23 protein-coding genes and 1 tRNA gene are annotated in these 24,798 nt (G+C 33.2%); 10 read left to right on the top strand and 14 right to left on the bottom strand.

Annotated elements, in window-relative coordinates:
- Window positions 1-49: 49 nt before the first annotated feature.
- The 10 genes from scpA to dnaA form a co-directional block, all read right to left on the bottom strand.
- Window positions 50-2,185 carry a methylmalonyl-CoA mutase gene (scpA, locus tag ACHRVZ_RS18960; RefSeq protein ID WP_395424447.1) on the bottom strand — a complete coding sequence of 712 codons (2,136 nt, stop codon included), beginning with the start codon at window positions 2,183-2,185 and terminating at the stop codon, window positions 50-52.
- Between the two features lie 47 nt (window positions 2,186-2,232).
- Window positions 2,233-3,597 carry a methylmalonyl-CoA mutase subunit beta gene (locus ACHRVZ_RS18955; RefSeq protein ID WP_395424446.1) on the bottom strand — a complete coding sequence of 455 codons (1,365 nt, stop codon included), beginning with the start codon at window positions 3,595-3,597 and terminating at the stop codon, window positions 2,233-2,235.
- Window positions 3,598-3,612: 15 nt separating this feature from the next.
- Window positions 3,613-3,942, bottom strand: a complete 330-nt coding sequence (locus ACHRVZ_RS18950; protein ID WP_395424445.1) for a septum formation initiator family protein — start codon at window positions 3,940-3,942, stop codon at window positions 3,613-3,615.
- Window positions 3,943-4,098: 156 nt separating this feature from the next.
- The gene (udk, locus tag ACHRVZ_RS18945) at window positions 4,099-4,707 is read right to left on the bottom strand and encodes a uridine kinase (protein ID WP_041517009.1); all 609 of its coding nucleotides are present in this window, start codon (window positions 4,705-4,707) and stop codon (window positions 4,099-4,101) included.
- A gap of 252 nt (window positions 4,708-4,959) precedes the next feature.
- Complete coding sequence (locus ACHRVZ_RS18940) at window positions 4,960-5,841, bottom strand: SDR family oxidoreductase (protein WP_395424444.1); 882 nt, start codon at window positions 5,839-5,841, stop codon at window positions 4,960-4,962.
- 75 nt (window positions 5,842-5,916) lie between these two features.
- A complete protein-coding gene (locus tag ACHRVZ_RS18935) occupies window positions 5,917-7,044 on the bottom strand; it encodes a methionine aminotransferase (protein WP_395424443.1) in 1,128 nt (375 codons plus the stop codon).
- A 144-nt stretch (window positions 7,045-7,188) separates the two neighbouring features.
- Window positions 7,189-7,716, bottom strand: a complete 528-nt coding sequence (locus ACHRVZ_RS18930; RefSeq protein ID WP_395424442.1) for a hypothetical protein — start codon at window positions 7,714-7,716, stop codon at window positions 7,189-7,191.
- Window positions 7,717-8,073: 357 nt separating this feature from the next.
- Window positions 8,074-8,787 (bottom strand): SAM-dependent methyltransferase, encoded by a 714-nt coding sequence (locus ACHRVZ_RS18925; RefSeq protein WP_395424441.1) that lies wholly within the window; start codon window positions 8,785-8,787, stop codon window positions 8,074-8,076.
- 72 nt (window positions 8,788-8,859) lie between these two features.
- A complete protein-coding gene (locus tag ACHRVZ_RS18920) occupies window positions 8,860-9,327 on the bottom strand; it encodes a low molecular weight protein-tyrosine-phosphatase (protein WP_395424440.1) in 468 nt (155 codons plus the stop codon).
- Window positions 9,328-9,336: 9 nt separating this feature from the next.
- Window positions 9,337-10,764: a chromosomal replication initiator protein DnaA gene (dnaA, locus tag ACHRVZ_RS18915; protein WP_041517015.1), complete on the bottom strand. Its 1,428-nt coding sequence runs from the start codon at window positions 10,762-10,764 to the stop codon at window positions 9,337-9,339.
- Between the two features lie 187 nt (window positions 10,765-10,951).
- On the opposite strand from dnaA, the gene ACHRVZ_RS18910 reads away from it, so the two are divergent.
- The gene (locus ACHRVZ_RS18910; RefSeq protein ID WP_395424439.1) at window positions 10,952-11,356 is read left to right on the top strand and encodes an acyl-CoA thioesterase; all 405 of its coding nucleotides are present in this window, start codon (window positions 10,952-10,954) and stop codon (window positions 11,354-11,356) included.
- Window positions 11,357-11,387: 31 nt separating this feature from the next.
- Here ACHRVZ_RS18910 and ACHRVZ_RS18905 read toward each other — a convergent pair whose 3' ends face one another.
- The 3 genes from ACHRVZ_RS18905 to ribD all read right to left on the bottom strand — a co-directional run bounded on the left by ACHRVZ_RS18905 (window position 11,388) and on the right by ribD (window position 13,811).
- Window positions 11,388-12,020, bottom strand: coding sequence for an IMPACT family protein (locus ACHRVZ_RS18905; protein WP_395424438.1), 633 nt, complete (start codon window positions 12,018-12,020; stop codon window positions 11,388-11,390).
- Window positions 12,021-12,166: 146 nt separating this feature from the next.
- On the bottom strand, window positions 12,167-12,769 hold the full coding sequence (locus ACHRVZ_RS18900) for an HAD family hydrolase (RefSeq protein ID WP_395424437.1): 603 nt from the start codon (window positions 12,767-12,769) through the stop codon (window positions 12,167-12,169).
- Entirely contained in the window at window positions 12,762-13,811 is a 1,050-nt protein-coding gene (ribD, locus tag ACHRVZ_RS18895; RefSeq protein WP_395424436.1) for a bifunctional diaminohydroxyphosphoribosylaminopyrimidine deaminase/5-amino-6-(5-phosphoribosylamino)uracil reductase RibD, read from the bottom strand. The genes ACHRVZ_RS18900 and ribD overlap by 8 nt, the downstream gene beginning before the upstream one ends.
- 109 nt (window positions 13,812-13,920) lie before the next feature.
- On the opposite strand from ribD, the gene ACHRVZ_RS18890 reads away from it, so the two are divergent.
- Window positions 13,921-14,406: a GNAT family N-acetyltransferase gene (locus ACHRVZ_RS18890; RefSeq protein ID WP_395424435.1), complete on the top strand. Its 486-nt coding sequence runs from the start codon at window positions 13,921-13,923 to the stop codon at window positions 14,404-14,406.
- An 85-nt stretch (window positions 14,407-14,491) separates the two neighbouring features.
- Entirely contained in the window at window positions 14,492-15,346 is an 855-nt protein-coding gene (gene prmC / locus ACHRVZ_RS18885) for a peptide chain release factor N(5)-glutamine methyltransferase (protein ID WP_395424434.1), read from the top strand.
- A gap of 61 nt (window positions 15,347-15,407) precedes the next feature.
- On the opposite strand, the gene ACHRVZ_RS18880 is transcribed toward prmC, so the two are convergent.
- The gene (locus tag ACHRVZ_RS18880; RefSeq protein WP_395424433.1) at window positions 15,408-16,652 is read right to left on the bottom strand and encodes an ABC transporter permease; all 1,245 of its coding nucleotides are present in this window, start codon (window positions 16,650-16,652) and stop codon (window positions 15,408-15,410) included.
- A gap of 228 nt (window positions 16,653-16,880) precedes the next feature.
- On the opposite strand from ACHRVZ_RS18880, the gene hisS reads away from it, so the two are divergent.
- The 7 genes from hisS to ACHRVZ_RS18845 all read left to right on the top strand — a co-directional run bounded on the left by hisS (window position 16,881) and on the right by ACHRVZ_RS18845 (window position 24,698).
- Complete coding sequence (hisS, locus tag ACHRVZ_RS18875; protein ID WP_395424432.1) at window positions 16,881-18,308, top strand: histidine--tRNA ligase; 1,428 nt, start codon at window positions 16,881-16,883, stop codon at window positions 18,306-18,308.
- Between the two features lie 331 nt (window positions 18,309-18,639).
- Window positions 18,640-18,710: transfer RNA gene (locus ACHRVZ_RS18870), tRNA-Trp, on the top strand.
- A gap of 347 nt (window positions 18,711-19,057) precedes the next feature.
- Window positions 19,058-19,636, top strand: a complete 579-nt coding sequence (locus ACHRVZ_RS18865; protein ID WP_041517024.1) for a nucleotide exchange factor GrpE — start codon at window positions 19,058-19,060, stop codon at window positions 19,634-19,636.
- 80 nt (window positions 19,637-19,716) lie between these two features.
- Window positions 19,717-20,832 carry a molecular chaperone DnaJ gene (dnaJ, locus tag ACHRVZ_RS18860; RefSeq protein ID WP_395424431.1) on the top strand — a complete coding sequence of 372 codons (1,116 nt, stop codon included), beginning with the start codon at window positions 19,717-19,719 and terminating at the stop codon, window positions 20,830-20,832.
- A gap of 165 nt (window positions 20,833-20,997) precedes the next feature.
- A complete protein-coding gene (locus tag ACHRVZ_RS18855) occupies window positions 20,998-21,918 on the top strand; it encodes an ABC transporter ATP-binding protein (RefSeq protein ID WP_395424430.1) in 921 nt (306 codons plus the stop codon).
- 99 nt (window positions 21,919-22,017) lie between these two features.
- The gene (locus ACHRVZ_RS18850) at window positions 22,018-23,334 is read left to right on the top strand and encodes an ABC transporter permease (protein WP_395424429.1); all 1,317 of its coding nucleotides are present in this window, start codon (window positions 22,018-22,020) and stop codon (window positions 23,332-23,334) included.
- Between the two features lie 200 nt (window positions 23,335-23,534).
- Window positions 23,535-24,698, top strand: a complete 1,164-nt coding sequence (locus ACHRVZ_RS18845; protein ID WP_395424428.1) for a sigma-54-dependent transcriptional regulator — start codon at window positions 23,535-23,537, stop codon at window positions 24,696-24,698.
- Window positions 24,699-24,798: the final 100 nt, after the last annotated feature.

Below are 24,798 nucleotides of genomic sequence, written 5' to 3'. Positions count from 1 at the left end.
AAAAAAACCAACATGATAAATGTTGGTTTTTTTTGTTTTGTATGATTGCTTAATCGATTAAAATTTCTAAAATTTTGATTGCCGCTTCGCTGATTTTTGTTCCTGGACCAAAAACAGCAACTGCACCCGCATCGAATAAGAATTGATAATCTTGTGCCGGAATCACACCGCCAACAATCACCATAATATCTTCTCGTCCATGTTTTTTAAGTTCTTCAATGACTTGCGGAACTAATGTTTTGTGACCTGCCGCCAATGATGAAACGCCTAAAATGTGTACATCATTTTCAACTGCTTGTTTTGCTGCTTCTGCCGGAGTTTGAAAAAGTGGGCCAATATCTACATCAAAACCAACATCAGCATATCCTGTTGCCACAACTTTTGCACCACGGTCGTGTCCGTCTTGCCCCATTTTGGCAATCATAATTCTTGGGCGCCTTCCTTCTTGTTTTGCAAAAGCATCAGCTAACTGTTTTGCTTTTTCAAAATTCTCGTCATTTTTTATTGCTGCACTATACACACCGCTAAAGGATTTAATTTGTGCTTTGTATCTGCCAAAAACACTTTCAAGAGCATCACTAATTTCGCCCAAAGTAGCTCTTTCTCGTGCAGCTTCAGTAGCAATTTCAAGTAAGTTTCCTTGACCAGTTTTAGCACAATGAATTAATTTTTCTAGTGATTGATTTACTTTTTCAGTATTTCTTTTTTCTTTTATTTCTGAAAGGCGTTCAATTTGTTGCTTACGAACCATTTGGTTGTCAACATCCAAAATATGTAACGGATCCTCTTTTTCTAATCTAAATTTATTTACACCAACAATAATATCCTGTCCACTATCAATTCGGGCTTGTTTTCTTGCGGCAGCTTCTTCAATTCGTAGTTTCGGAATTCCGGCTTCAATAGCTTTTGTCATTCCGCCCAATTCTTCTACTTCATCAATAAGTTTCCAGGTACTTTCCAGAATTTCATTGGTTAGACTTTCAACATAATAGCTGCCAGCCCAAGGATCGACTGTTTTGGTGATTTTAGTTTCTTCCTGTAGAAATATCTGTGTATTACGCGCAATTCTAGCCGAAAAGTCAGTTGGTAAAGCAATTGCTTCATCAAGAGCGTTAGTATGTAAAGACTGTGTTCCGCCAAAAGCTGCGGCAGTTGCTTCTATACAAGTTCTGGCGACATTGTTAAAAGGATCTTGTTCTGTTAAACTCCAGCCACTTGTTTGGCAGTGCGTTCTAAGTGCCAAAGATTTGTCACTTTTTGGATTAAATTGCTGAATTAATTTTGCCCAAATCATCCTGCCAGCTCTCATTTTTGCAATTTCCATAAAATGATTCATACCAATTGCCCAAAAGAAAGATAGGCGAGGAGCAAACTCATCAATGGTCATTCCTGTTGATAATCCGGTTCTAATATATTCTAAACCATCGGCCAAAGTATATGCTAATTCAATATCAGCAGTTGCTCCGGCTTCCTGCATATGATATCCCGAAATAGATATAGAATTGAATTTCGGCATTTTTTTGCTGGTAAATTCAAAAATATCAGCAATGATTTTCATTGAAGGTGTTGGTGGGTATATATAAGTATTACGCACCATAAATTCTTTTAGAATATCATTCTGGATTGTTCCTGATAATTTGTCAATTGAAACACCTTGTTCTTCAGCTGCAACTATATAAAAAGCCATAATAGGTAAAACAGCTCCATTCATTGTCATAGAAACCGACATTTCATCAAGTGGAATCTGGTCAAAAAGCACTTTCATGTCTTCAATAGAATCTATAGCTACGCCTGCTTTCCCAACATCGCCAACAACTCTTTCGTGATCAGAGTCATAACCGCGATGCGTTGGTAAATCAAAAGCAATAGATAATCCTTTTTGTCCTGCTGCTAAATTTCTTCGGTAAAAAGCATTGCTTTCTTCTGCAGTAGAAAATCCTGCATATTGGCGAATTGTCCACGGACGCCTTACATACATTGTAGCGTATGGTCCGCGTAAATTAGGTGCAAAGCCAGCTCCAAAATCAAGAAATTCTAAGTCTTCAATATCCTTTTGAGAATAATTTTTTTTGAGCTCAATCCCTTCAGCAGTAAAAAAGCTATCGCCCAAAACTTCCGGATTTGGACTTTGGGCTTTAGATTTTAGACTTTCGAGAGTAATATGTTTAAGGTCTTTTCTTATCATGGAGACACTTCTTTGTGTGGTTTTATTAATTACTAAAAAAAAAAGGATTATTCAAGTTCTAGTCGCTCTTGTTCCAGTTTTTCGGCTAATCTTTTTTCTATAATTGGTGTAATTAATGTTTTTCTTGGTTTTATTTTTACGAAGGGAAACAATTCTAAATCGTGTTTCATCTTGTCGTCTTTGTTTGGGTATTTATTTGTGCCTAATAAAATTTCTTTTTTGGAGTCAAATAATTCCTGCTCTTTTGCAGCACTTTCCTGAATTTTCTTTTTGATGGTTCCATCGTTCAAAAGTTTCAGGAATCCTCCATTAGCTTCAATGTCTTTAAATAAAGTCAGACTTTTTTCGGCCAATTGCATGGTTAGACTTTCTATGTAATAACTTCCATCGGCAGGATTATCAACTTTGTCAAAATAACTTTCGTGTTTTAAAACTAATAATTGATTTCTGGCAATTCGGTCACCAAATTCATTGTCTTTATGATACAAAGAGTCGTATGGTAAATTGGCTACAGCATCGGCACCGCCTAAAATTGCCGACATACATTCGGTTGTTGTACGAAGCATATTTACGTTGTAATCGTAAATTGTTTTATTACGTTTGGTAGGCGTTACCAAAAAATGACATTCTAAATCAGAATTGTATTCTGAAGCAATTAGTTTAAAAAGCATTCTTAAAGCGCGAAGTTTTGCAATTTCAAAGAAATAATTAGTTCCAACTGAAATCTGAAAAACAATAGGTTTCGTAATAGTTGATAAACGATTGAAATATTCGTTTGCATGTGCTAAACTATATGCGATTTGCTGAGTGATATTGGCGCCTGCATTTTGATACAAACCCAAATCTATGCTTAATAAAGAAAGATTTGTAGTTGCTTTTGAAATGTTTTCAAGCGTTTCAAAATTATTTTTATCTGATGTTGTAAACCAATTCCCTTCTCTTGCAAAATGACCAATAGGATCAATATTGCAATAAAAAATGGCTTTTTTCTGAATCGAAATAGTGTCCAATATTTTTACGAAATCGATTGAAATAAAGCTCCAATTGAAGTAAACGGTTCTGTTTTCTAAAGGAAGATTTTCTAATAATTTTTGAATATCAATTTTTTCGTTTTGAATAGTAAAACGCAAACTTTCAGCACCTCTTTCAATAGTATTAAGTGCTCTCTGAATTGATTTATCGATATCATGAACAAAAATATTCTGACAGATTTTGAAATTTGAAGCTTCGGTTTTTACAACGGCAGCTTTTGAGAATTCGTCTCTATGGTAAAACGGCTTTACTTGAATATCTTCTGGAGAATGCCAAATAACAGTTTCATTATAATCGGCTCCATCTAATTCAAACTGAATTTTTTGTTTCCATTGTTTGGATGAAATCGGATTAAAATCGTCGAATAGGGTAGTTGCCATTGGGTGTTTTTCTGGTTATTCTTTAGTATCTTGAATAGTATCTCCTTCAAATTGGATGATGTAAATATCTTCGCTGTCTTTTTTCATAAAGTACTTTTCTCGAGCATATTTTTCTATTTGTTCAGGATTTTTAAGTTGTTTGATCTGTTCCTGATCCTTTTTTATTTCGTCCTGATAATATTTTTTATTGTCTTGTAATTCGTTAATCTGTCCGTCTAAAAAGCGATGATCAAAATAAGAGTAATTGTCTAAAAACAGCATCCAGACAACAAAAAATAGTAACACCCAAACATATTTGTTGCCTAGGAGTTTAAACCATCGTTTACCTTTATATGGATTTTTCATTTTAGTTCAATTTAACCGATTACTTCTTTTAATTTCGATTGGTATTCTAGCCCCGATAGTAGTGAAAACCCTTTTGTACCAGTGTTTGGCACAAAAGGTTGAAACGAATAGCGGGAAACAGCTCCTAATTTCTATGCAATAAATTTACGATAAAAATTATGAAATTCGTTGATTAATTACAGCACGTACCACATCAATTGCTACGGTATTGTATTTGTCATTTGGTATAATGATGTCTGCAAAAGCTTTCGATGGCTCAATAAATTGCTCGTGCATAGGCTTTAAAGTATTTTGGTAACGGGTTAAAACCTCGTCAATATCACGTCCGCGTTCTGAAATATCTCTTTTCAAACGACGAATTAATCTTTCGTCAGAATCAGCGTGAACATATACTTTTACGTCAAAAAGATCACGTAACTCCGGATTTGTCAAAATTAAAATCCCTTCAACAATCATAACTTTTCTCGGATGCGTTGAAACGGTATCGTCAGTTCTGTTATGTTGTATAAAAGAGTATACCGGTTGATCAATGGTTTCGCCAGCTTTTAAGGCTTTAAGATGTTTTACCAGTAATTCGAAATCGATAGCACGAGGATGATCAAAGTTGATTAATGCTCTTTCGTCAAACGACAAATTGGTAGTTTCTTTATAGTATGAATCTTGCGAAATTACACCAACTTCAGTGTCTGGTAATTCGTTCATGATTTGGTGTACTACTGTAGTTTTTCCACTTCCTGTTCCTCCTGCAATTCCAATAATGAGCATAAATTTGATATTATATATTTGTTTGGCAAAAATAATAATTTAACTCAATTGTTTAAAAATATTAACGAATTAAACCATATAAGTGATAGAAGTAAAATTAAGCAAACATATATTTAAACAATTTATTACTTCGTTGAACTAATATTACTTATATGGTAAAAACATAAAAAAATCCCGAAAGTAAAACCTTCGGGATTTCGTGCAATCAGTATAGTTTTAATAAAATATTCTGAATTTAGTAAGCACTTGTAATTATTTATTCTTTTTTGCTTTTATCATCATTTCAAGCTGATCCCAAAGTTCTTCAGGAATTGCTTCCAATAAATTGAATTGTCCGGCACCTTTTAACCATTCGCCACCATCAATCGTGATAACATCTCCATTAACGTAAGCCGAAAAATCAGAAACTAAGTAAGCGGCCAAATTGGCTAATTCCTGATGATCACCTACACGTTTTAATGGAACTTTTTTCGCCATATCAAACTTTTCAGCAAGATCGCCAGGTAATAATCTGTCCCAAGCTCCTTTTGTCGGGAATGGTCCCGGAGCAATGGCATTAGAACGAATTCCGTATTTGGCCCACTCTACAGCAAGGCTTCTTGTCATAGCCAGAACTCCTGCCTTTGCAGTTGCGCTAGGTACAACATATGCAGATCCTGTCCAGGCATAAGTGGTAACAATATTTAAAATAGTTGCCGATGTTTGTTTGGTGTCAATCCAGTGTTTACCAAAAGCAAGCGTACAGTTTTTTGACCCTTTTAATACGATATCTATAACAGTGTCAAATGCATTTGCAGATAAACGTTCAGTTGGAGAAATAAAATTTCCGGCTGCATTGTTCAAAAGAACATCAACTTTTCCAAAAGCTTTCAAAACTTCTTGAAGCATATTTTCTACTTCTTCATAATGACGAACGTCACATTGAAGCGGTAAACATTTTCCTCCAGTTTCAGTTTCAAGTTCGGTTGCAGTATTCTTAAGCTTTTCTAAATCTCTAGAAGTAATGGCTACCTGAGCTCCTAATTCTAAGAAATATTTAGTCATTGCTTTTCCTAAACCACTTCCGCCGCCTGTAACTACAATGACTTTACCTTTTAAAGCGTCATCTCTTAACATTTTATCTGTATAGCTCATATTTTTATTTTTATTACAATATTAATTAAATAAATAGGATGCACGCATAATAATGTTATAAAATTTTAATAAAATTTATATTTCGCACAATTTTTTTGCTGCCGATTCTAATGTGTAGTTGTCTTTGGCAAAGCAAAAACGTATTAATTTTTGATCTTTATGATCTGAGTAAAAAGTTGAAATTGGAATAGCTGCAACACCATGATCGATGATTAGTTTTTTGCAAAAAGTAACATCGTCATCATTTGAAATAGTGGCGTAAGATGCAACTTGAAAATAAGTTCCTTCGCAGGGTTTTAACTCAAACCGACTATTTTGCAGTAGTTTTTGAAAATAATCTCGTTTTTCCTGATAGAATTTCCCTAAAAGATTCACATCAACAATATCTAAATATTGACTGATCGCGGCTTGCGAAATACTATTGACGCTAAAAACTAAAAACTGATGTACTTTTTTAATCTCTTTCATCAAATATTCTGGTGCTACGGTGTAGCCAATTTTCCAGCCTGTAATATGGAATGATTTTCCGAAAGAAGAAACCATGATACAACGGTCTAAAAGAAAGCTTTTTGTATGAGCCGAAATATGTTTCTCTTCAAAAGTAATATATTCATAAACCTCGTCTGATAAAACAAGAAGATCAGGATATTTTGAAAGTAATTTTTCCAGTTGAAGAAAATCGTCCTCAGTTAAAATTTTCCCAGTTGGATTATGAGGATTATTTATGATAATCATTTTTGTTTTTGGAGAACACGATTTTTCAATCGTTTCCCAATTTGGCGTATAATCATCATTTAAAGCTACTCGAACAGGGTTTGCATTGCACAACAAAACAGGAGATTCATACGAATCGTAACTCGGATCCAGAATAATAACTTCGTCGCCCGTTTTTACTAAAGCTAAAATTGTGGTGAAAATTCCTTGAGTTGCGCCGGCGGTAACAAGAATTTCTGTTTCGGGAACAATGGTTCTATTGTAAGAACTCTGAATTAATTTTGCAATCTGATTCATCAAAGGCGGATAGCCAGCCATAGGTGTGTATTGATGTACATTTTCTTTAGCCAATCTTGCTACGATGTCAGTTAATCTTTCGTCAACCGGAAAATTTGGAAATCCTTGTGAGAGATTAATGGCATTATATTCAGATGCCATTTTAGACATCACTGTAAAAATACTAGTACTTACATTTGGGAGTTTGCTCATAAATTATAGTTGCAGATATTGTAATTATAAAAGTACTCGTTTTTACTATAAATCTGATCTTTTTTGTTTTTTAGCAATATAAAAAGGCACTAAAAAAAAGCTATTTATCAATAGTTGTCTTTTAATGCCTTCTTTTGAATTACTTTATTGTATAATCTCGCCAGTTGGTTTGACTACAATTTTGCGGACGTCATTATCTTTTACGATTTTCAAATTGTATTCTTTTTTCTTGATATCGCCTTCTTTTTGAGTATAAAGAAATTTGTCTTTTACGATTGTCCATCCCGGATAATCTTTATAAATAGAGTAAATGACTTTAGCAGGAAGCTGCACGTTTTGATAATTTTCGACCACGCTGGTTAATTTACCATTGTGATTGTAGGTTGCAGATAATGAACCTTGTGGGGATTCTAAGACTACCAAATAAGTGTCGTAGCCTTCATAGTCTTTTCCTAAATTATAGGAAATAAACTTTTCCTGAAGGGCTCTGACATTTTCATCAGGATTTCTGTCAGGTAAATAAATAGAAAAATCTTTTCCTGCACTTTTGATTACTACGGCAGGTAAATCGTTCATTTTAGTTTCTTTCTCTTTTGAGCTAACATATTCGCCTTGAGAAAAAGAGTTCGTTGTTAAACTAAAAAAAAATAAAATAATAAGAAATGCTTTCATGATATTTATTTTTAAAATATTAATTTTTTAGGTTAATCTTAATGATTTAAAAATATATGAAGGTTTCTTTTTTCTTCCCCTTTTTGATGATGTTTTTTAAAAGCTAAATCATTAAAGTTCAAGGCTTTGAACAATTTTTTTTGAGTTCGATAAAAATAATTCTTTTCCTAATGTATAAGAGTTAAATATATCTTTATGGATTGTTAATTTAAAGACTTTTGTGAATCATTTTTTAAGAGGAAAAAGACATCAAGTTTATTCGTCTAATTTTTTTACGAATAAAAAAAGTAGTTTAATTATAGTACTTGGAGAAAGAAATCGGCTCAAATAATGGCCGTGGTTCAATAAAAGAAACAATTACATTTTATGAATAATAAAAATAGTTGGTCTGTTATGAAGGTCAACTTTTAATTTTTTCCAATCGGCAACACGCATTGTTTTAATGAATTCTGTTGGAAGTGTAATATCTGTTGCGATACAAAGATGCGTTGACGGATTTACAATTTGCAAAATATCTTCGACTGACTTATTATTTCGATAAGGTGTTTCAATAAAGATTTGAGATTGATTTTTATCTTGAGATAATTTTTCAAAATGCTTTAAAGCTGATTTTTTTTCGTCTTTATCGATTGGTAAATATCCGTTGAAAGTAAAACTTTGACCGTTCATTCCAGAAGCCATCATTGCTAATAATATAGAAGATGGGCCAACTAAAGGTACAACCTGAATTCCTTTTTCATGTGCCAGTTTTACAATCACAGCACCTGGGTCAGCAACACCAGGACAACCTGCTTCACTCATTAAACCAACATTTTTTCCTTCTAACAGAGGTTTGATGAAATCTAAATGTTCGCTTGGTTCAGTACGTTTATTAAGTGTGAAAAGAATAAGTTCTGATTGCTTTTTCTCTGGAGAGACCGCTTTTATTGATTTTCTCGCCGTTTTTTCATTCTCTACTATATAATGATCTATAAAATCGATACTTCTTTTTACGGTTTGTGGCAAAACATCCATCGGATCGCTTTCGCCCATTGTAGTTGGAATTAAGTATAGTTTTCCTAGAAGTTTCATTTTGAGGTATTTTATAGTTAAAAACAAAAAAAGTACTTCAATTATATAATAACAATTGAAATACAAATTAAATTATGAATGCTTTTCGATGAGTTTTTTTGCGATTATCTCCGTTACTTCGTTTAGCATTTGATAAACATTATCAAATCCGTTAGTTGCACCAAAGTAAGGATCGGGAACATCTACATTTTCGTTTGGAAATAATTCGTTTAAAATAAGATGGACTTTGTTTTTGTGTTCTTCTGTTTTGGCGAGTTCTATGACGTCATTATAATTAGAAGAATCCATTACGTAGATATAATCGAAATCATTAAAGTCAGTAATTTTAAACTGTCTTCCTTTTTGATTTTCAATATTTAAACCATTTTTTTTGGCAACAGCAATTGATCTTTTATCAGGGGCATGACCTACGTGCCAAGATCCTGTTCCAGCCGAATCAACGATGAAATTATTTTTGGGTAATTTTGATGCTAAAATACCTTCTGCTAAAGGTGATCTACAAATGTTTCCCAAACAAACCATTAAAACTTTTACTGGCATGATTCGCGTTTATAGCGTTAATTTTTTGTTGATATCTTCGACAAATTTTTTGAATTGTTTGTCTGTAGAAACTAAATTGTCAACTGTTTTACAAGCATGTAATACGGTAGCGTGATCTCGATCTCCAATTTGTGAACCAATATTTGCCAAAGAAGCTTTAGTGAATTTCTTTGCAAAAAACATGGCCAATTGCCTCGCCTGAACAACGTGCCTCTTTCGAGTTTTAGATTGAAGCGTTTCAATGTCCAACTGAAAATAGTCTGATACAATTTTTTGAATATAATCGATAGAGATTTCTCTCTTTACATTTTTTACAAATTTCTCTACAACGCTTTTTGCCAACTCAATTGTAACTTCTTTTTTATTGAAAGAAGATTGAGCGATCAATGAAATAATTGCACCTTCTAATTCTCTAACATTAGATTTAATATTACGTGCAACGTATTCAATAATATCTTCCGGCATTTCAACACCATCACGATATAAAATGTTTTTCAAGATAGAAATACGAGTTTCATAATCTGGCTGATGTAACTCTGCAGATAATCCCCATTTAAAACGAGATAACAAACGTTGTTCGATATCTTGCATATCAACAGGAGCTTTGTCCGAAGTCAAAATTACCTGTTTACCATTTTGGTGTAAATAGTTGAAAATGTGAAAAAATACATCTTGAGTTCCTGATTTTCCAGATAAAAACTGAACGTCATCAATAATCAAAACGTCGATCAATTGGTAAAAGTGAATGAAATCATTACGATTATTCTTTTTAACCGAATCAATATATTGTTGTGTGAAAATTTCGGCAGAAATATATAAAACCGTTTTTTCAGGATATTTATCTTTTACTTCTACACCTATAGCATGAGCCAAGTGTGTTTTTCCTAAACCAACTCCACCAAAAATCAATAACGGATTAAATGATGTTCCTCCAGGTTTATTGGCAACAGCCATACCTGCAGAACGAGCTAAACGGTTTGAATCTCCTTCTAAGAAATTGTCAAAACTGTAGTTCGCATTTAATTGCGACTCAATTTTTAGATTTCTAATTCCAGGAATTACAAACGGATTTTTAAGTTCAGGATTTAAGTTTTTAAACGGAGCATCAACCTCTTGCGGTTTCATTGGCACTCTATTGGCACTTGGCAACTGTTCGGTAAACGGTTGTTTATTACCATAAGTGTTCTCCATTTTAATTTTATAGAGTAACTTTGCGTTTTTTCCTAGTTCTTTGGTAAGCGCAACTTTTAATAATTTTACGTAATGTTCTTCTAACCACTCGTAGAAAAATTTACTTGGTACTTGAATATATAACGCGTTGTCGGTTAGCTCAACTGATTTGATTGGTTCGAACCAAGTTTTGTATGCTTGATCTTGAATATTGTCCTTTATAAAAGACAAACAGTTTTCCCATACCGATTGAGCAGTTTTAGTCATAGATTCAAATAAGTTTGTTTATTATTAATAAAGATTCTCCTAATAAAAAGGGAGCAATTTTATTCCGTATTTCGGGATAACAAATATGTGAACAAATTTCTGTAAAAAAAAATATTTTGGGGTCTAATTTTATAAAAAAATGTTGTACGTGAACTTTAGGAAGTTTAATTTTTTTAATCTATAAATAATGAAAAATCATCAAACGCAAGTGCGTGTTCGTTACTCAGAAACTGATCAAATGGGAGTTGTTTATCACGGAAATTACGTCCCATATTTCGAGATTGGGCGCGTGGAATGGCTTAGAAACAAAGGGATTTCATATAAAAGTATGGAAGAAAGTGGTATCGGATTGCCGATTGTTTCAATGCAAATAAACTATAAAAAATCGGCGCGTTATGATGAGCTTCTAATAATTCATACTACTTTCAAAAGTCAATCTAATGTTAAGATTGAATTCGACTGCGCAATCTATAATGAGGCAAATGAGTTATTAACAACTGCAGTGTTTATTTTAGTATTTATTTCGTTAAAATCAGGTCGTCCAACTGCTCCTCCAGATTATATTTTAGAATTATTTAAAACACTTGTATAATTGTTAAAACGAGGGGTGTTTTTCTAATAATTTATATAATTTTAATATCGATTTCAAACATTAAATCAAAAATGTCGAATACTGATTCGGCATTTTTTTTGCGCGTTTTTGTGATAATTTTGCCAATTGGTAGCCCGGAAACTTCGTCAATTTCCATTTTCTGCGACGTAATTTCCAGTTTTTTTTCCTTTATAACACGCATTACTTTGTTCATGTTTTTATAATCAAAAGAGATTAAAAAGTGAACATCGATCGTTTTTTCGATAATCTCGCAAACTTCCAGCGTCATTTGTGCTGTTGTTTTATAAGCAGCAATTAATCCGCCGACACCTAATTTTACACCGCCAAAAATACGAACTACAACTACAAGAACGTTTGTTAAGCCAAAAGATTGTATTTGGCCGTAAATTGGAGCTCCTGCAGTATTGCTTGGTTCTCCATCGTCATTGGCGCGATATGATATTTTTGGTGCTGTGCCTAATTGATATGCGTAGCAATAGTGTACCGCATGCGGATGCTGTTTTTTTAAACCTTCTATAATTGGTTTTACTTCATCTTCACTTTCTATAGGAAAAGCGTAGCCAAAGAACTTGCTGCCTTTTTCTTTAAATAATATTTCTTCAGATTCGAAAGCAATGGTTTTGTAAGTGTCGTTATATTCCAAAAGTAAATTTCTAAATTATGTTTAATGATTTTTGTCACGAATTTCACGAATCTACACGAATTATTTTTTATCACAAAGCCCTGCGAACATTGTATTCTTTTACAGATAAAACCTTTGCGCTCTTTGAGGTAAAAGATATTTAAAGACTATATGATTTTTTTGTCAAATAAATCGACAACATCTTCCCGGCCTACTTGTAAGTTCCAAACATGAAGTCCCAAAGCTGCGGCTGCATCTGTGTTTTCTTTTTTATCATCAACAAACAAAGTGCGTTTTGGAGATAATTCGTGTTTTTTAATTACGTATTGAAAAACATCAGGATTTGGTTTTCGCATTCCAATTTCAAAAGAAAAGTATACTTTTTCAAAACATTGATAAAAATCGCTGTAAAACGAAATGCCGCTTTTGGATTCAAAAGTTTCAATATGAATAGAATCAGTATTGCTTAATAGAAATAGACGGTATTTTTTAGAAAGCATTTGTAGAAACTCTAACCTGTATAACGGAAAATCGGCTAGAATAGCGTTCCACGCTTCCAGAATTTCTTCGACAGAAGCATTTGGGAGTTCTTTTTGAAAACCGGACAAAAAATCCTCATGTGAAATATCTCCTGTTTCGAATAGAAGATTCAAACGATCAAATTCTGAATTCCATTCTGTCATGCCTAATTTTTGCAATCCTGAAATGGTGGCTTGTTTGTCTAAATTGATAAAAATATCTCCAAAGTCAAAAATTATAGTATCAATCATGATTTCTAACGTTAATTAATTCGTCGTTTTGAATATAAGTTTTGGTCGTCGTTTTCTTTTGTAGAACTGGAGCTTTTGTTCCTTTATTAAAAGTAGTTTTTCCAATAAATATTCGGGCTTCATCCCAAATGTTTTGATCGATAAAAGATTGTAAAGTTTGTAAACCGCCTTCTATAATTATTGACTGAATTTGATTTTGATACAAAACAGCTAAAATTTGAGGAATTATATTTTGATTAAAATCAATTACTTCAAAGGTAGTGTTTTCTGTTGAAAGGTTGTTTCCTGATTTTGTGAAAACTATGGTTTTGACACTGTTATCAAAAATAAAACTTTCTTTAGAAATGCGATTGTTTTGATCAAGAACAACTCTTGCAGGATTGTTTCCGGACCAATCTCTGGTATTTAATTTCGGATTATCATCAACAACGGTTTGTGTGCCTACAAAAATAGCTTGTTCTTCACTTCTCCATTTATGAACCAATTGTCTGGAATATGTGTCTGTAATCCAAACAGGTTTTCGTTCCTGATCAGTTTTTTTTTCAGGTGCCAAAAAGCCATCTTGACTTTCTGCCCATTTCAATATTATATAAGGTCTCTTTTTTTGATGAAAAGTAAAAAAACGTTTGTTGAGTTCGTTGCATTCATTTTCTAAAACGCCCACAATGACATTGGCTCCGGCCGCAATTAGTTTTTTAATACCGTTACCTGCTACTTTTTCGTTGGGATCAACTGTTCCGACAACGACATTCGGAATTTCATTTGCAATAATTAAATCACAGCAAGGTGGGGTTTTACCAAAATGACTACAAGGCTCCAAGCTAACATAAATAGTAGCTTTTTTTAATAATGATTTGTCTTTTACAGATCGAATAGCATTGACTTCGGCATGTGGTTCACCGGCTTTTTTATGCCAGCCTTCACCAATAATTTGGTTTTCGTAAACAATTACACTCCCAACCATCGGATTAGGATATGTAGTTCCGAACCCATTTTGCGCAAGTTCGATACAGCGTTTTATGTATTTTTCATGTATATTCACAGTACAAAAGTAGTTATTTTTGAGTTTAATCCCGATAGTTTTGGTGTAGTTAAGGAACTATCAGAAAACTATTTTTACTTTTGTAATTAAGTTATACGAATAAAGAAATATGGAAAATTGGATGATCAGAGCGATTGAGAAAAAAGACAATCAGGCAGTTGCTCAGTTAATACGATCGGTTTTTGATGAAATGGAAATCCCAAAAGTGGGAACTGCATATGAAGATGCATATTTAGATTTGATGTTTGAAGAATATAATAAGCCAAAGTCAGTTTATTTTGTTGTTGAAAAGGAAGGTGAAATTATTGGCTGTTGCGGAATTGCTCCTTTGGAGAATGGTGCTCCGGAGATTTGCGAATTACAGAAGATGTATTTTTTACCAGAAACTCGTGGTTTAGGAATTGGATCTACAATGATGGAGAAATGTTTGCAACAGGCAAGAGATTTTGGTTTTGAGAAATGTTATATAGAAACTATGCCATTTATGCATGCTGCTCAAAAATTATATAAAAAATCAGGTTTTGAATATTTAGATGCTCCAATTGGAAATACTGGGCATAGTTCTTGTCCGGTTTGGATGTTGAAAGTTTTGTAATGTAAATATGTAACATTTTTTGTTTTACTATACTTATGTTGAATACTATTGGCTTTAGCTAAATAATAATGCACAAATACCCAAAATGAAAATCAAACAATATCGTACAGAATTTATTAAAGAATTATCACCTTTTTACGATGCGTACGAAGCGGAGAGTTTTTTCTATTTAATTTTAGAAGACAAACATAAACTTCGTCAGATTGATTTGGCTTTAAATCATGAATTGAGTTTTGCAGAAACGGATTTTGTTGTTTGGGATTCACTTTTAAATCAATTAAAAAAAGAGATTCCGATTCAGTATTTACTAGGGAAAACTCATTTTTACGGTTTAGAATTCGAAGTAAATGAGAATGTATTGATTCCGAGACCGGAAACGGAAGAATTGGTGGAGTGGATTGTTAATGAAAACGCAAAAACTCAAAAACCTAAAAAGATAAAAATTCTAGACATCGGAACCGGAAGCGGGTGTATTGCAATTTCATTGGCAAAAAATATTCCCAATGCAGAGGTTTATGGTATTGATGTTTCTAAAAAAGCGATTGAAACGGCTAAACGCAATGCAATTAGAAATAAAGTAGATGTTACTTTTATGCTTCAGGATATTTTAAATACGGAAGAATTGAAATGTAATTTTGATATTATAGTTTCAAATCCGCCCTATGTTCGCAATTTAGAAAAAGAAGAAATTAAAAAGAATGTACTGGATTATGAACCGCATTTAGCGCTTTTTGTTGAAGATAACGATGCCTTGATTTTTTATAGAAAAATTGCCGAATTGGCTAAAAAAAATCTTTTAGAAAACGGGCAGCTGTACTTTGAAATCAATCAATACTTAGGAAAAGAAATGATTGATTTACTTGAGCAATTGAATTTTAAAAAGATAGAGCTTAGAAAAGATATCTACGATAATGATCGAATGACGAAGGGGATTGTCTAGTTTACAGTTTTTAGTCTCAGTTTTCACTGTAAATTGAGACTGAAAACTGAAAACTGAAAAACTACTCGTAACGTAATGCTTCAATAGGATCAAGTTTTGAGGCTTTTATTGCGGGATACAATCCTGAAACAATCGCAACTGTAAAGCTGGTTGCAAAAGCGGCAAAAATTGCCATCCACGGAATCACAAACGCAAAACTCATTGCAGTTGCAAACGCAAAACCTATCAGGATTCCGAGTACAATACCAACTAAACCTCCAATTTGTCCAATTAGTAAAGTTTCTATAAAAAACTGTACTGAAATAGTAATTTTAGTTGCACCAAGCGCTTTACGAACACCAATTTCTCTCGTACGCTCTGTAACTGAAACAATCATAATATTCATTAAAGCAATCGATGAACCTAAAATGGTAATTATACTAATGATCCAGGAAGCCCAACCCAAATATTTGGTAATTCCTAGAATTCTGTTGATCAAATCATCACTTCGTCCAATTCCGAAATTGTTATCACGAACAGGACTTAATTTGCGTACACGTCGCATGGTGCTTGTTGCATTATCTATGGCTTCGTCTAAAAGTTCTTTTTTAGAAACCATCACACTTATTGTATAGTTAATGTTTGGAGCAGTAAATAAAGAACGTGCCACCTGAATTGGAATCAAAACTCGTAAATCCTGACTGTGTCCAAAAGTGGAACCTTTTTCTTTTAAAACTCCAATAACTTTAAAGCGGGCGCCACGAATTGAAATAATTTTGTCAATTGGGTTCACATCTTTTAGTAATCCTTTTTCGAAATCAGAACCTACAATGCAAGAGTATGTATTGTTTTCGATATCAAACTGATTGAACGAACGTCCGGAAGTGGTCTCTAAACCTGAATTTGAGATATAATGTTCATCGACACCAAGAATAGTGATTTCTGGATCAGTTTTTTGATCTAAGTATTTTACTTCAGCACTTGATGTAGCTGTAAATGAAAGAGAAGTTTCTGTAAAAGGGTATTTATATTTGTTTTTGAAAGCTACTGCTTCAGGATAAGAAATAATCGGATTTATAATTTCGCGTTCATTTCCACCACGATTTTTAAGATTGTTTTCGTATTGATTGATGTTGAAAGTATTAGCCCCCATCGAAGCAAAATTAGTCGAAACAGTATTTTCAAGAGCTGTTACAATAGTCAAAATTCCAACCAAGGCAGTAATTCCAATTGCAATAATTAATACGGTAAGAATAGTACGCAATAATTGTGTTTTGATAGAACCAAAAGCAATTCGGATATTTTCTTTAAATAATTTTAGCATCATGACCAATTTGTCACGAAAATACGTTTTTTGTTACAAGTTTGTTTTCGAACTGCCAATATTTATTTTAAAAAATAAGATATTTGCATTCGATTAGAATTTAAGAGAAATCGAATATTCTAATCCCGATAGCTGTCGGGACAATTAATCTATAAGTAGATTTTTAAATTATAAGATTTAAAAAATAAATCGGATAATCTAAAAATCCCAAAATCTAATAATTTAAAAGAAATGGCTTCAAAACCAAGTATACCACAAGGAACAAGAGATTTTTCGCCTGCAGAGGTGTCAAAACGTCAATATATTATACAGACTATAAAAGGTAATTTTGAGAAATTTGGTTTTCAGCCAATCGAAACTCCTTCGTTTGAAAATTCAGATACCTTAATGGGGAAATATGGAGAAGAAGGCGATCGTTTGATTTTTAAAATACTAAACTCAGGTAATTTTTTCTTTAATAAAAATAAGATTGAATTACCGGAATCTATAGAATCTCTACAAGTTAATTCTGCTGAAACAATTGATTTGAGCCAAAGAATTGAGTTGAATAAATTTACCGGAAAAATTTCAGAAAAAGCATTGCGTTACGATTTAACAGTTCCATTTGCAAGATACGTAGTTCAGCATCAAAACGAAATTGAATTTCCTTTTAAAAGATATCAAATTCAGCCTGTTTGGAGAGCTGACAGACCACAAAGAGGACGTTATAGAGAATTCTATCAATGTGATGCCGATGTTGTAGGTTCGAAATCGTTGTGGCAGGAAGTAGAATTGGTTCAATTGTATGATACAGTTTTTACGTCTCTGGGTTTAGAAGGTGTAACTATTAAAATTAATAACAGAAAAATATTATCTGGAATTGCTGAAGTTATTGGAGCATCGGATAAACTGATTGATTTTACAGTTGCTCTTGATAAGCTTGATAAAATTGGTGAAGATGGTGTAAAGAAAGAAATGATTGAAAAAGGAATTTCTGAAACAGCATTAGTTAAAGTTCAGCCACTTTTTAGTTTTACTGGAACTTTTGTAGATAAGATTAAACAACTTTCAGATTTATTAGCAGAATCAGAAGAAGGAATGAAAGGTGTAGAGGAATTGAAATTTATTTGTGACAATGTGGCAACTTTAGGATTGTCAACAGCAACTTTAGATCTTGATGTTACTCTAGCTCGTGGTTTAAATTATTACACTGGGGCAATTTTTGAAGTTGCAGCACCAAAAACCGTTTCGATGGGTTCTATTGGAGGCGGTGGAAGATATGACGATTTGACTGGTATTTTTGGCTTAAAAAATATGAGTGGCGTTGGAATCTCTTTTGGATTGGATCGTATTTATTTAGTCTTAGAAGAGTTACAATTGTTTCCGGATACTGTAGCGGCAACATCAAAAGCATTATTTATCAATTACGGAGATGCAGAAGCTTTGTATGCTTCACAAGCCATTCAGAAGTTGAGAAAAGAAAATATAAAAGTAGAATTGTATCCTGATAATGTAAAAGTGGGGAAACAATTTCAATATGCAGATAAGCGCTTAATTCCGTTTGCAGTAATTGCAGGAGAACAGGAAATGGCATCAAATACGTACTCGCTTAAAAATTTAGTTTCAGGAGAACAAATTTCTGTTGATTTTGAAGGTTTAAAAGCTGCTTTGTTGTCATAAGAGTTTAACGCAAAGTGTGATAAGATTTGATTTTACTTCACTCATAGATAATACATCCCGAAGTCTCGGGACACAAGGCCAGATCAACATAAAGCTTTGCGTCCCGAGACTTCGGGATTTGTTTTTATAAAACCATACTTTTAAAAGTCTTAGCGGCCTTAGCGGTTATTTCGCAAAGTTTTTGTTTTGATTAGAGAATGCAAAATTCACAAAGCTCTGGATGTGATTGTGTTAGTAGTTTGTGGGTATTTATTAGCTTAAATCTTTTTGAAATTTGCTTGAAATAGTTGGTGGAAAAGAAAAAAAAGCCTTTAATTTGCGGCCTTAAGTTACGGGCGTAGTTCAAGGGTAGAATAGCGGTCTCCAAAACCGTTGATGGGGGTTCGAATCCCTCCGCCCGTGCAAAAAAAATAACAATTGTTATTAATTATTTGTCAAAGGCCTTCGAGGATTTAAAAATTAAGAGCATAAAAAAAAGCTTCGTCTAAAATAGGCGAAGCTTTTTTTAATATAAGGTAAACTTGAATTAATAATTATTTATAAAGCCGAGGCTAAACCCTTAAATTCAATTTTGGTAGGTAATAATTTAGACTCAAATATACTTTAAACTAAAACGTAATAGTCTTAAAATTATACTAAATTTTAAAAGCCTGATTTGTTTTTTTAAGTGGCTCAGTTTTAATAAAGTGACAATTTGACATTTTGAAAGGTTTGGCAGTACTTTTGCAATCCAACAGAAAGAATAAAAAATGAAGTTTAAGAATATTTTTAAAAATAAAAGTAATATGACTACGGAAAATACAGAGTTCGATCAGGAATTAGATGATGTAACGTTAGAGAACAACGCCAACGGTGAACAATTAATTGTTGAAGAATTAAGTGTTGAAGAGCAATTGGCTCAAGACTTGGCAAAAGAAAAAGATAAGTTTTTGAGACTATTTGCTGAATTTGAAAATTACAAAAAAAGAACTTCAAAAGAACGTATCGATTTATTTAAAACAGCAAATCAAGACGTTTTGTTAGCGATGCTTCCTGTTTTAGATGATTTCGATAGAGCAATTGTAGAAATCAACAAATCTGATGATGAAAATCTGAAAAAAGGAGTTGAGTTGATTCACGAAAAGTTGAAAAATACTTTGGTTTCTAAAGGATTAGAGCAAATTGAAGTAAGAGCAGGAGATGCTTTTAATGCTGATTTTGCTGAGGCAATTACCCAAATTCCAGCTCCGTCTGAGAAATTAAAAGGGAAAATTGTTGATGTTATTGAAAAAGGATACAAATTAGGAGACAAGATTATTCGTTTCCCTAAAGTTGTTACCGGAAACTAAAAAATGCAAATAAAATGTTTTGAAGTTCAGGAGTTTAATAACTGAAATTTGAAATTTTAAGATTTGGAATTTATTCAATTATGAAAAAAGATTTTTACGAAATACTAAGCATTTCAAAAAGTGCTGATGCTGTCGAAATAAAAAAAGCGTACCGTAAAAGTGCGCTAAAATATCACCCGGATAAAAATCCAGGCGACAAAGAGGCAGAAGAAAACTTTAAATTAGCAGCAGAAGCTTACGAAGTATTAAGCGATCCGCAAAAAAAAGCGAAATACGATCAATACGGACATCAAGCATTTGATGGTTCTGGCGGATTTGGCGGTGGTGGCCATGGTGGTATGAATATGGATGACATTTTCAGCCAGTTTGGTGACATTTTTGGCGGTGGATTTGGTGGCTTCGGTGGTGGCGGTGGCGGAGGCCCTCGTCGCGCTAAAGGAAGCAATCTTCGAATTAAAGTTAAATTGACTTTAGAAGAAATTGCTAATGGTGTTGAGAAAAAAGTAAAAGTTAAACGTAAAGTTCAGGCTAAAGGAGTAACATACAAAACTTGTTCGACTTGTAATGGTCAAGGTCAGGTAATGCGTGTAACTAATACTATTTTAGGAAGAATGCAGTCTGCGTCAACTTGTCCTACATGTGGAGGTTCAGGTCAGATTTTAGATAAAAGACCTTCTGAAGCTGATGCTCAAGGAATGGTTTTGGAAGACGAGACAGTATCGATCAAAATTCCTGCTGGTGTTGTTGATGGTATGCAATTGAAAGTTTCGAACAAAGGAAACGATGCTCCCGGAAATAGTATTCCTGGTGATTTAATTGTAGCGATAGAAGAACTTGAACACGAATTTTTGAAACGTGAAGGTGAAAATATTCACTACGATTTATACATTAGTTTTCCAGAAGCTGTTTTAGGAGTTTCGAAAGATATCGAAGCTATTAACGGAAAAGTTCGTATTAAGTTGGAAGAAGGAATTCAATCCGGAAAAATCTTAAGATTAAAAGGAAAAGGAATTCCAAGTATCAATGGTTACGGAAGTGGAGATTTATTGGTTCACGTAAATGTTTGGACTCCAAAAACGTTGAATAAAGAGCAAAAACAATTTTTTGAAAATGCTCTAAACGACGAACATTTCGTTCCAAGTCCTGAAAAAACTGAAAAATCATTTTTCGAAAAAGTAAAAGATATGTTTTCATAAGCTGAACTTTTCTAAAATGTTTAAATAATAAATTTAAAAACCCATTCTAGTGCAAATTAGAATGGGTTTTTTGTATTAATAGTATAAAGTTTCGCTACGAATTATTTACTTTTACACACGCAATACCATAAAGGTCAAACTGACGCAGAAAATCTTAAAAATAGCATGAGCAACTTACTCGAAGTACATAAAGTCGTAAAACAATACGGTGATTATGTAGCGCTTAACGAAGTTTCATTAAATGTGCCAAAAGGCAGTATTTATGGGCTATTAGGCCCGAATGGAGCCGGAAAAACCTCTCTTATACGAATCATCAATCAAATTACATTGCCGGATAGTGGTGAAGTAATTTTAGATGGAGAGAAACTACAGCCAAAACATGTCCAGAATATTGGCTATCTTCCTGAAGAAAGAGGTTTGTATACTTCGATGAAAGTAGGTGAGCAATGTTTGTATTTGGCGCAAATGAAAGGACTTTCTAAAGCCGAAGCAAAATTGCAATTAGAATATTGGTTTGATCGTTTAGGAATTCAAGGTTGGTGGAATAAAAAGATTCAGGAGCTTTCGAAAGGGATGGCACAGAAAATTCAATTTGTGGTTTGTGTACTTCATAAACCTAAATTATTGATTTTTGATGAGCCTTTTTCAGGTTTTGATCCCGTAAATGCAAATGTCATTAAAGATGAAATTCTGGCATTGAAAGAACAAGGCGCAACAATTATTTTTTCGACGCATAGAATGGAAAGTGTAGAAGAGCTTTGCGATCATATTGCTTTAATTCATAAATCGAATAAATTAATAGAAGGAAAACTGGTTGATGTAAAACGCCAATTTAAAACAAATAGTTTTGAAGTGGGTATTTTGACAGATAATGTAGAAGGATTAATGTATGACATTACGCAGAAGTTTACCGTTTCTCCAGCTAGTTTTAAATCATTAAATGATGATTTAAAACTAGATATTCAGATTGGAAATGCAGCACCAAATGAATTACTGCATCTTTTAACACAACGCGGACAAGTGACGCATTTTGTAGAAAAAATTCCAAGTGTAAACGATATTTTTATTCAAACAGTAACGGAATAGATCTTTAGATCGTTAGACTTCTTAGATTTTTAGACTAGCTCTGGGAATTAAAAAAAAGCTAACAATCTAAGAAGTCTAAAAATCTAACTAATCTAAAAAATGAGTATAATTTCATTAATTATAAAAAGAGAGTTTATTGCAAAAGTCCGCAATAAATCTTTTGTTGTTATGACTTTTTTGAGTCCGTTATTGTTTGTTGCAATTGCAGGATTTATCGGTTATTTGAGTTCAATGAAAGCCGAAACAAAACAAATTGCCATTCATGACGAAACGGGTTTGTTTGCTGATGATTTTGTAAAACAGAATAAGAAAGATGGGGAGTTTAAATATCTTAACTTATCAGAAATTGATGTAAAAGCTTTAAAGGACAGTATAACCAAAGAAAGTTTTAATGGATTGATTGTTATTCCAAAAACAAATAATCTAAAAGATTTAGAAAGTAAAATTGAGTTTATTTCTAATAATAGTCCGAGTATCGTTTTTATCGAGAAGACACAGAATATTATTGGCGAAAAAATTACAAAACTTAATTTAGAAAAGGCGAAGCTGGATACATTGGCAATTAAAAAAGCTCAGGCCGATGTTAATATCCACTTGTCGAAAGCGTCTGGAGAAGAAAGTTTAAAAGGATTAAACGAGATAAAAATCGGAATTGGTGGTGCATTTGGCTACTTAATTATGATGTTTATTATCATTTACGGAAATATGGTAATGCGAAGTGTTATTGAAGAAAAAACAAATCGAATTATTGAAATCATTATTTCGTCAGTAAAACCATTTCAGTTAATGATTGGTAAAATTGTCGGAACTTCACTTGCAGGATTGTTACAATTTATGATTTGGGCGATAATTGGTATGGGATTAATGTTTGCAGCTTCGGCGTTTTTTGGTGTAAATGTTGGGCCAACGGCAAAAATTCCGCCAGAATTAATGCACAGCGCGCAACAAGAGTTTTCAGGATCAGCACAAATGTATATTAGCGAATTATGGAATTTACCTATTGCAAGTATCTTAATTGGATTTGTAATTTATTTTATAGGAGGTTACTTTTTATACAGTTCATTTTATGCAGCAATTGGAGCAGCAGTTGACAATCAAACAGATTCTCAGCAATTTCTTTTGCCTATTATAATGCCACTTATTTTAAGTGTTTACATTGGTTTTTTTACCGTTGTAAATGATCCACACGGAACTGTTGCAGTTGTATTTTCGATGATTCCGCTTACATCGCCAATCGTAATGTTAATGAGACTTCCGTTTGGAGTGCCGTGGTGGCAAATTGCGATTTCGGTATCATTATTGTTTGCTACCTTTTTTCTTGTGGTTTGGTTCGCTGCAAAAATTTACCGAGTTGGTATTTTAATGTATGGCAAAAAGCCAACCTGGAAAGAATTGTATAGATGGCTGAAGTATTAGTCTTCAAAGAGGTACAAAGGTTCAGAGTGACAAAGGTTCAAAGCTTTTGAATTTTTAGTAACTTTAGAATAAATAACTTTAAGAATTATACTAAGCATAAAAAAGATATTACTAATAACAGGTTAAAAGGTAACAATAGCCACAAAGATTTTAAACTTTGTACCTCTGAACCTTTGCGACTTTGAACCTTAAGAAAAGAAATGAGTAAAATACTAATTATAGAAGACGAAGCATCGATCAGAAGAGTTTTGGTAAAAATTTTATCAGAAGAAAATGATGCGTATCAGGTTGATGAAGCTGAAGATGGTGTTGCAGGTCTTGAAAAAATAAAAAACAACGATTACGATTTGGTTTTGTGTGATATCAAAATGCCAAAAATGGATGGTGTTGAGGTTTTAGAAGCAGCAAAAAAAATCAAACCAGAAATTCCAATGGTCATGATTTCCGGTCACGGAGACATGGAAACGGCAATTCATACAATGCGTTTGGGCGCTTTTGACTATATTTCAAAACCACCTGATTTAAATCGTTTATTGAATACAGTTCGTAATGCTTTAGATAAAAAACAGCTTGTCGTTGAAAATAAAATTCTAAAGAAAAAAGTCAGCAAAAACTACGAAATGGTAGGGGAGAGTGAAGCAATTAATCATATAAAAGTGATGATTGATAAAGTAGCACAAACTGAAGCCAGAGTTTTAATTACGGGACCAAACGGAACCGGAAAAGAATTAGTTGCACATCAATTGCATGAAAAAAGCGAACGTGCTAATTTTCCTTTAATTGAAGTAAACTGCGCTGCTATTCCAAGTGAATTGATCGAAAGTGAATTGTTTGGACACGTAAAAGGTGCTTTTACATCAGCAGTTAAAGATCGTGCAGGAAAGTTCGAAGCGGCTGACAAAGGAACTATTTTCTTAGATGAAATTGGTGATATGAGTCTTTCCGCGCAAGCCAAAGTATTACGTGCGTTGCAGGAAAGCATGATTACCAGAGTTGGAGCAGAGAAAGATATAAAAGTTGATGTTCGTGTTGTGGCTGCAACCAATAAAGATTTGAAAACAGAAATTGCCGAAGGTCGTTTTCGTGAAGATTTGTACCATCGTTTAGCTGTTATTTTGATTAAAGTTCCGCCATTAAATGAAAGACGCGATGATATTCCGGCTTTGATTATGCACTTTACAGAGAAAATCGCTTCGGAACAAGGAAATGCCGTAAAAGTATTTTCGGCACCAGCCATAAAATTATTGCAGGAATACGATTGGACAGGAAATATCCGTGAACTGCGAAATGTAGTGGAAAGATTAATTATCTTAGGAGGAAATGAGATTTCTGAAACCGACGTAAAAATGTTTGCAAGTAAATAGATACTTCGTGCAGCAGGCTTTAAGCTTTAGGCTTTAAGCTGTTAAATAATAGAATTAATTTTTGCCTAAAGCGTATCGCTTAAAGCTTAAAGAATAAAAA

The organism is Flavobacterium sp. FlaQc-57 (assembly GCF_044007395.1).
GTDB lineage: Bacteria > Bacteroidota > Bacteroidia > Flavobacteriales > Flavobacteriaceae > Flavobacterium.
Note: the sequence above shows the minus strand (reverse complement) of the source record. Positions and strands in the feature narration are given on the sequence as shown.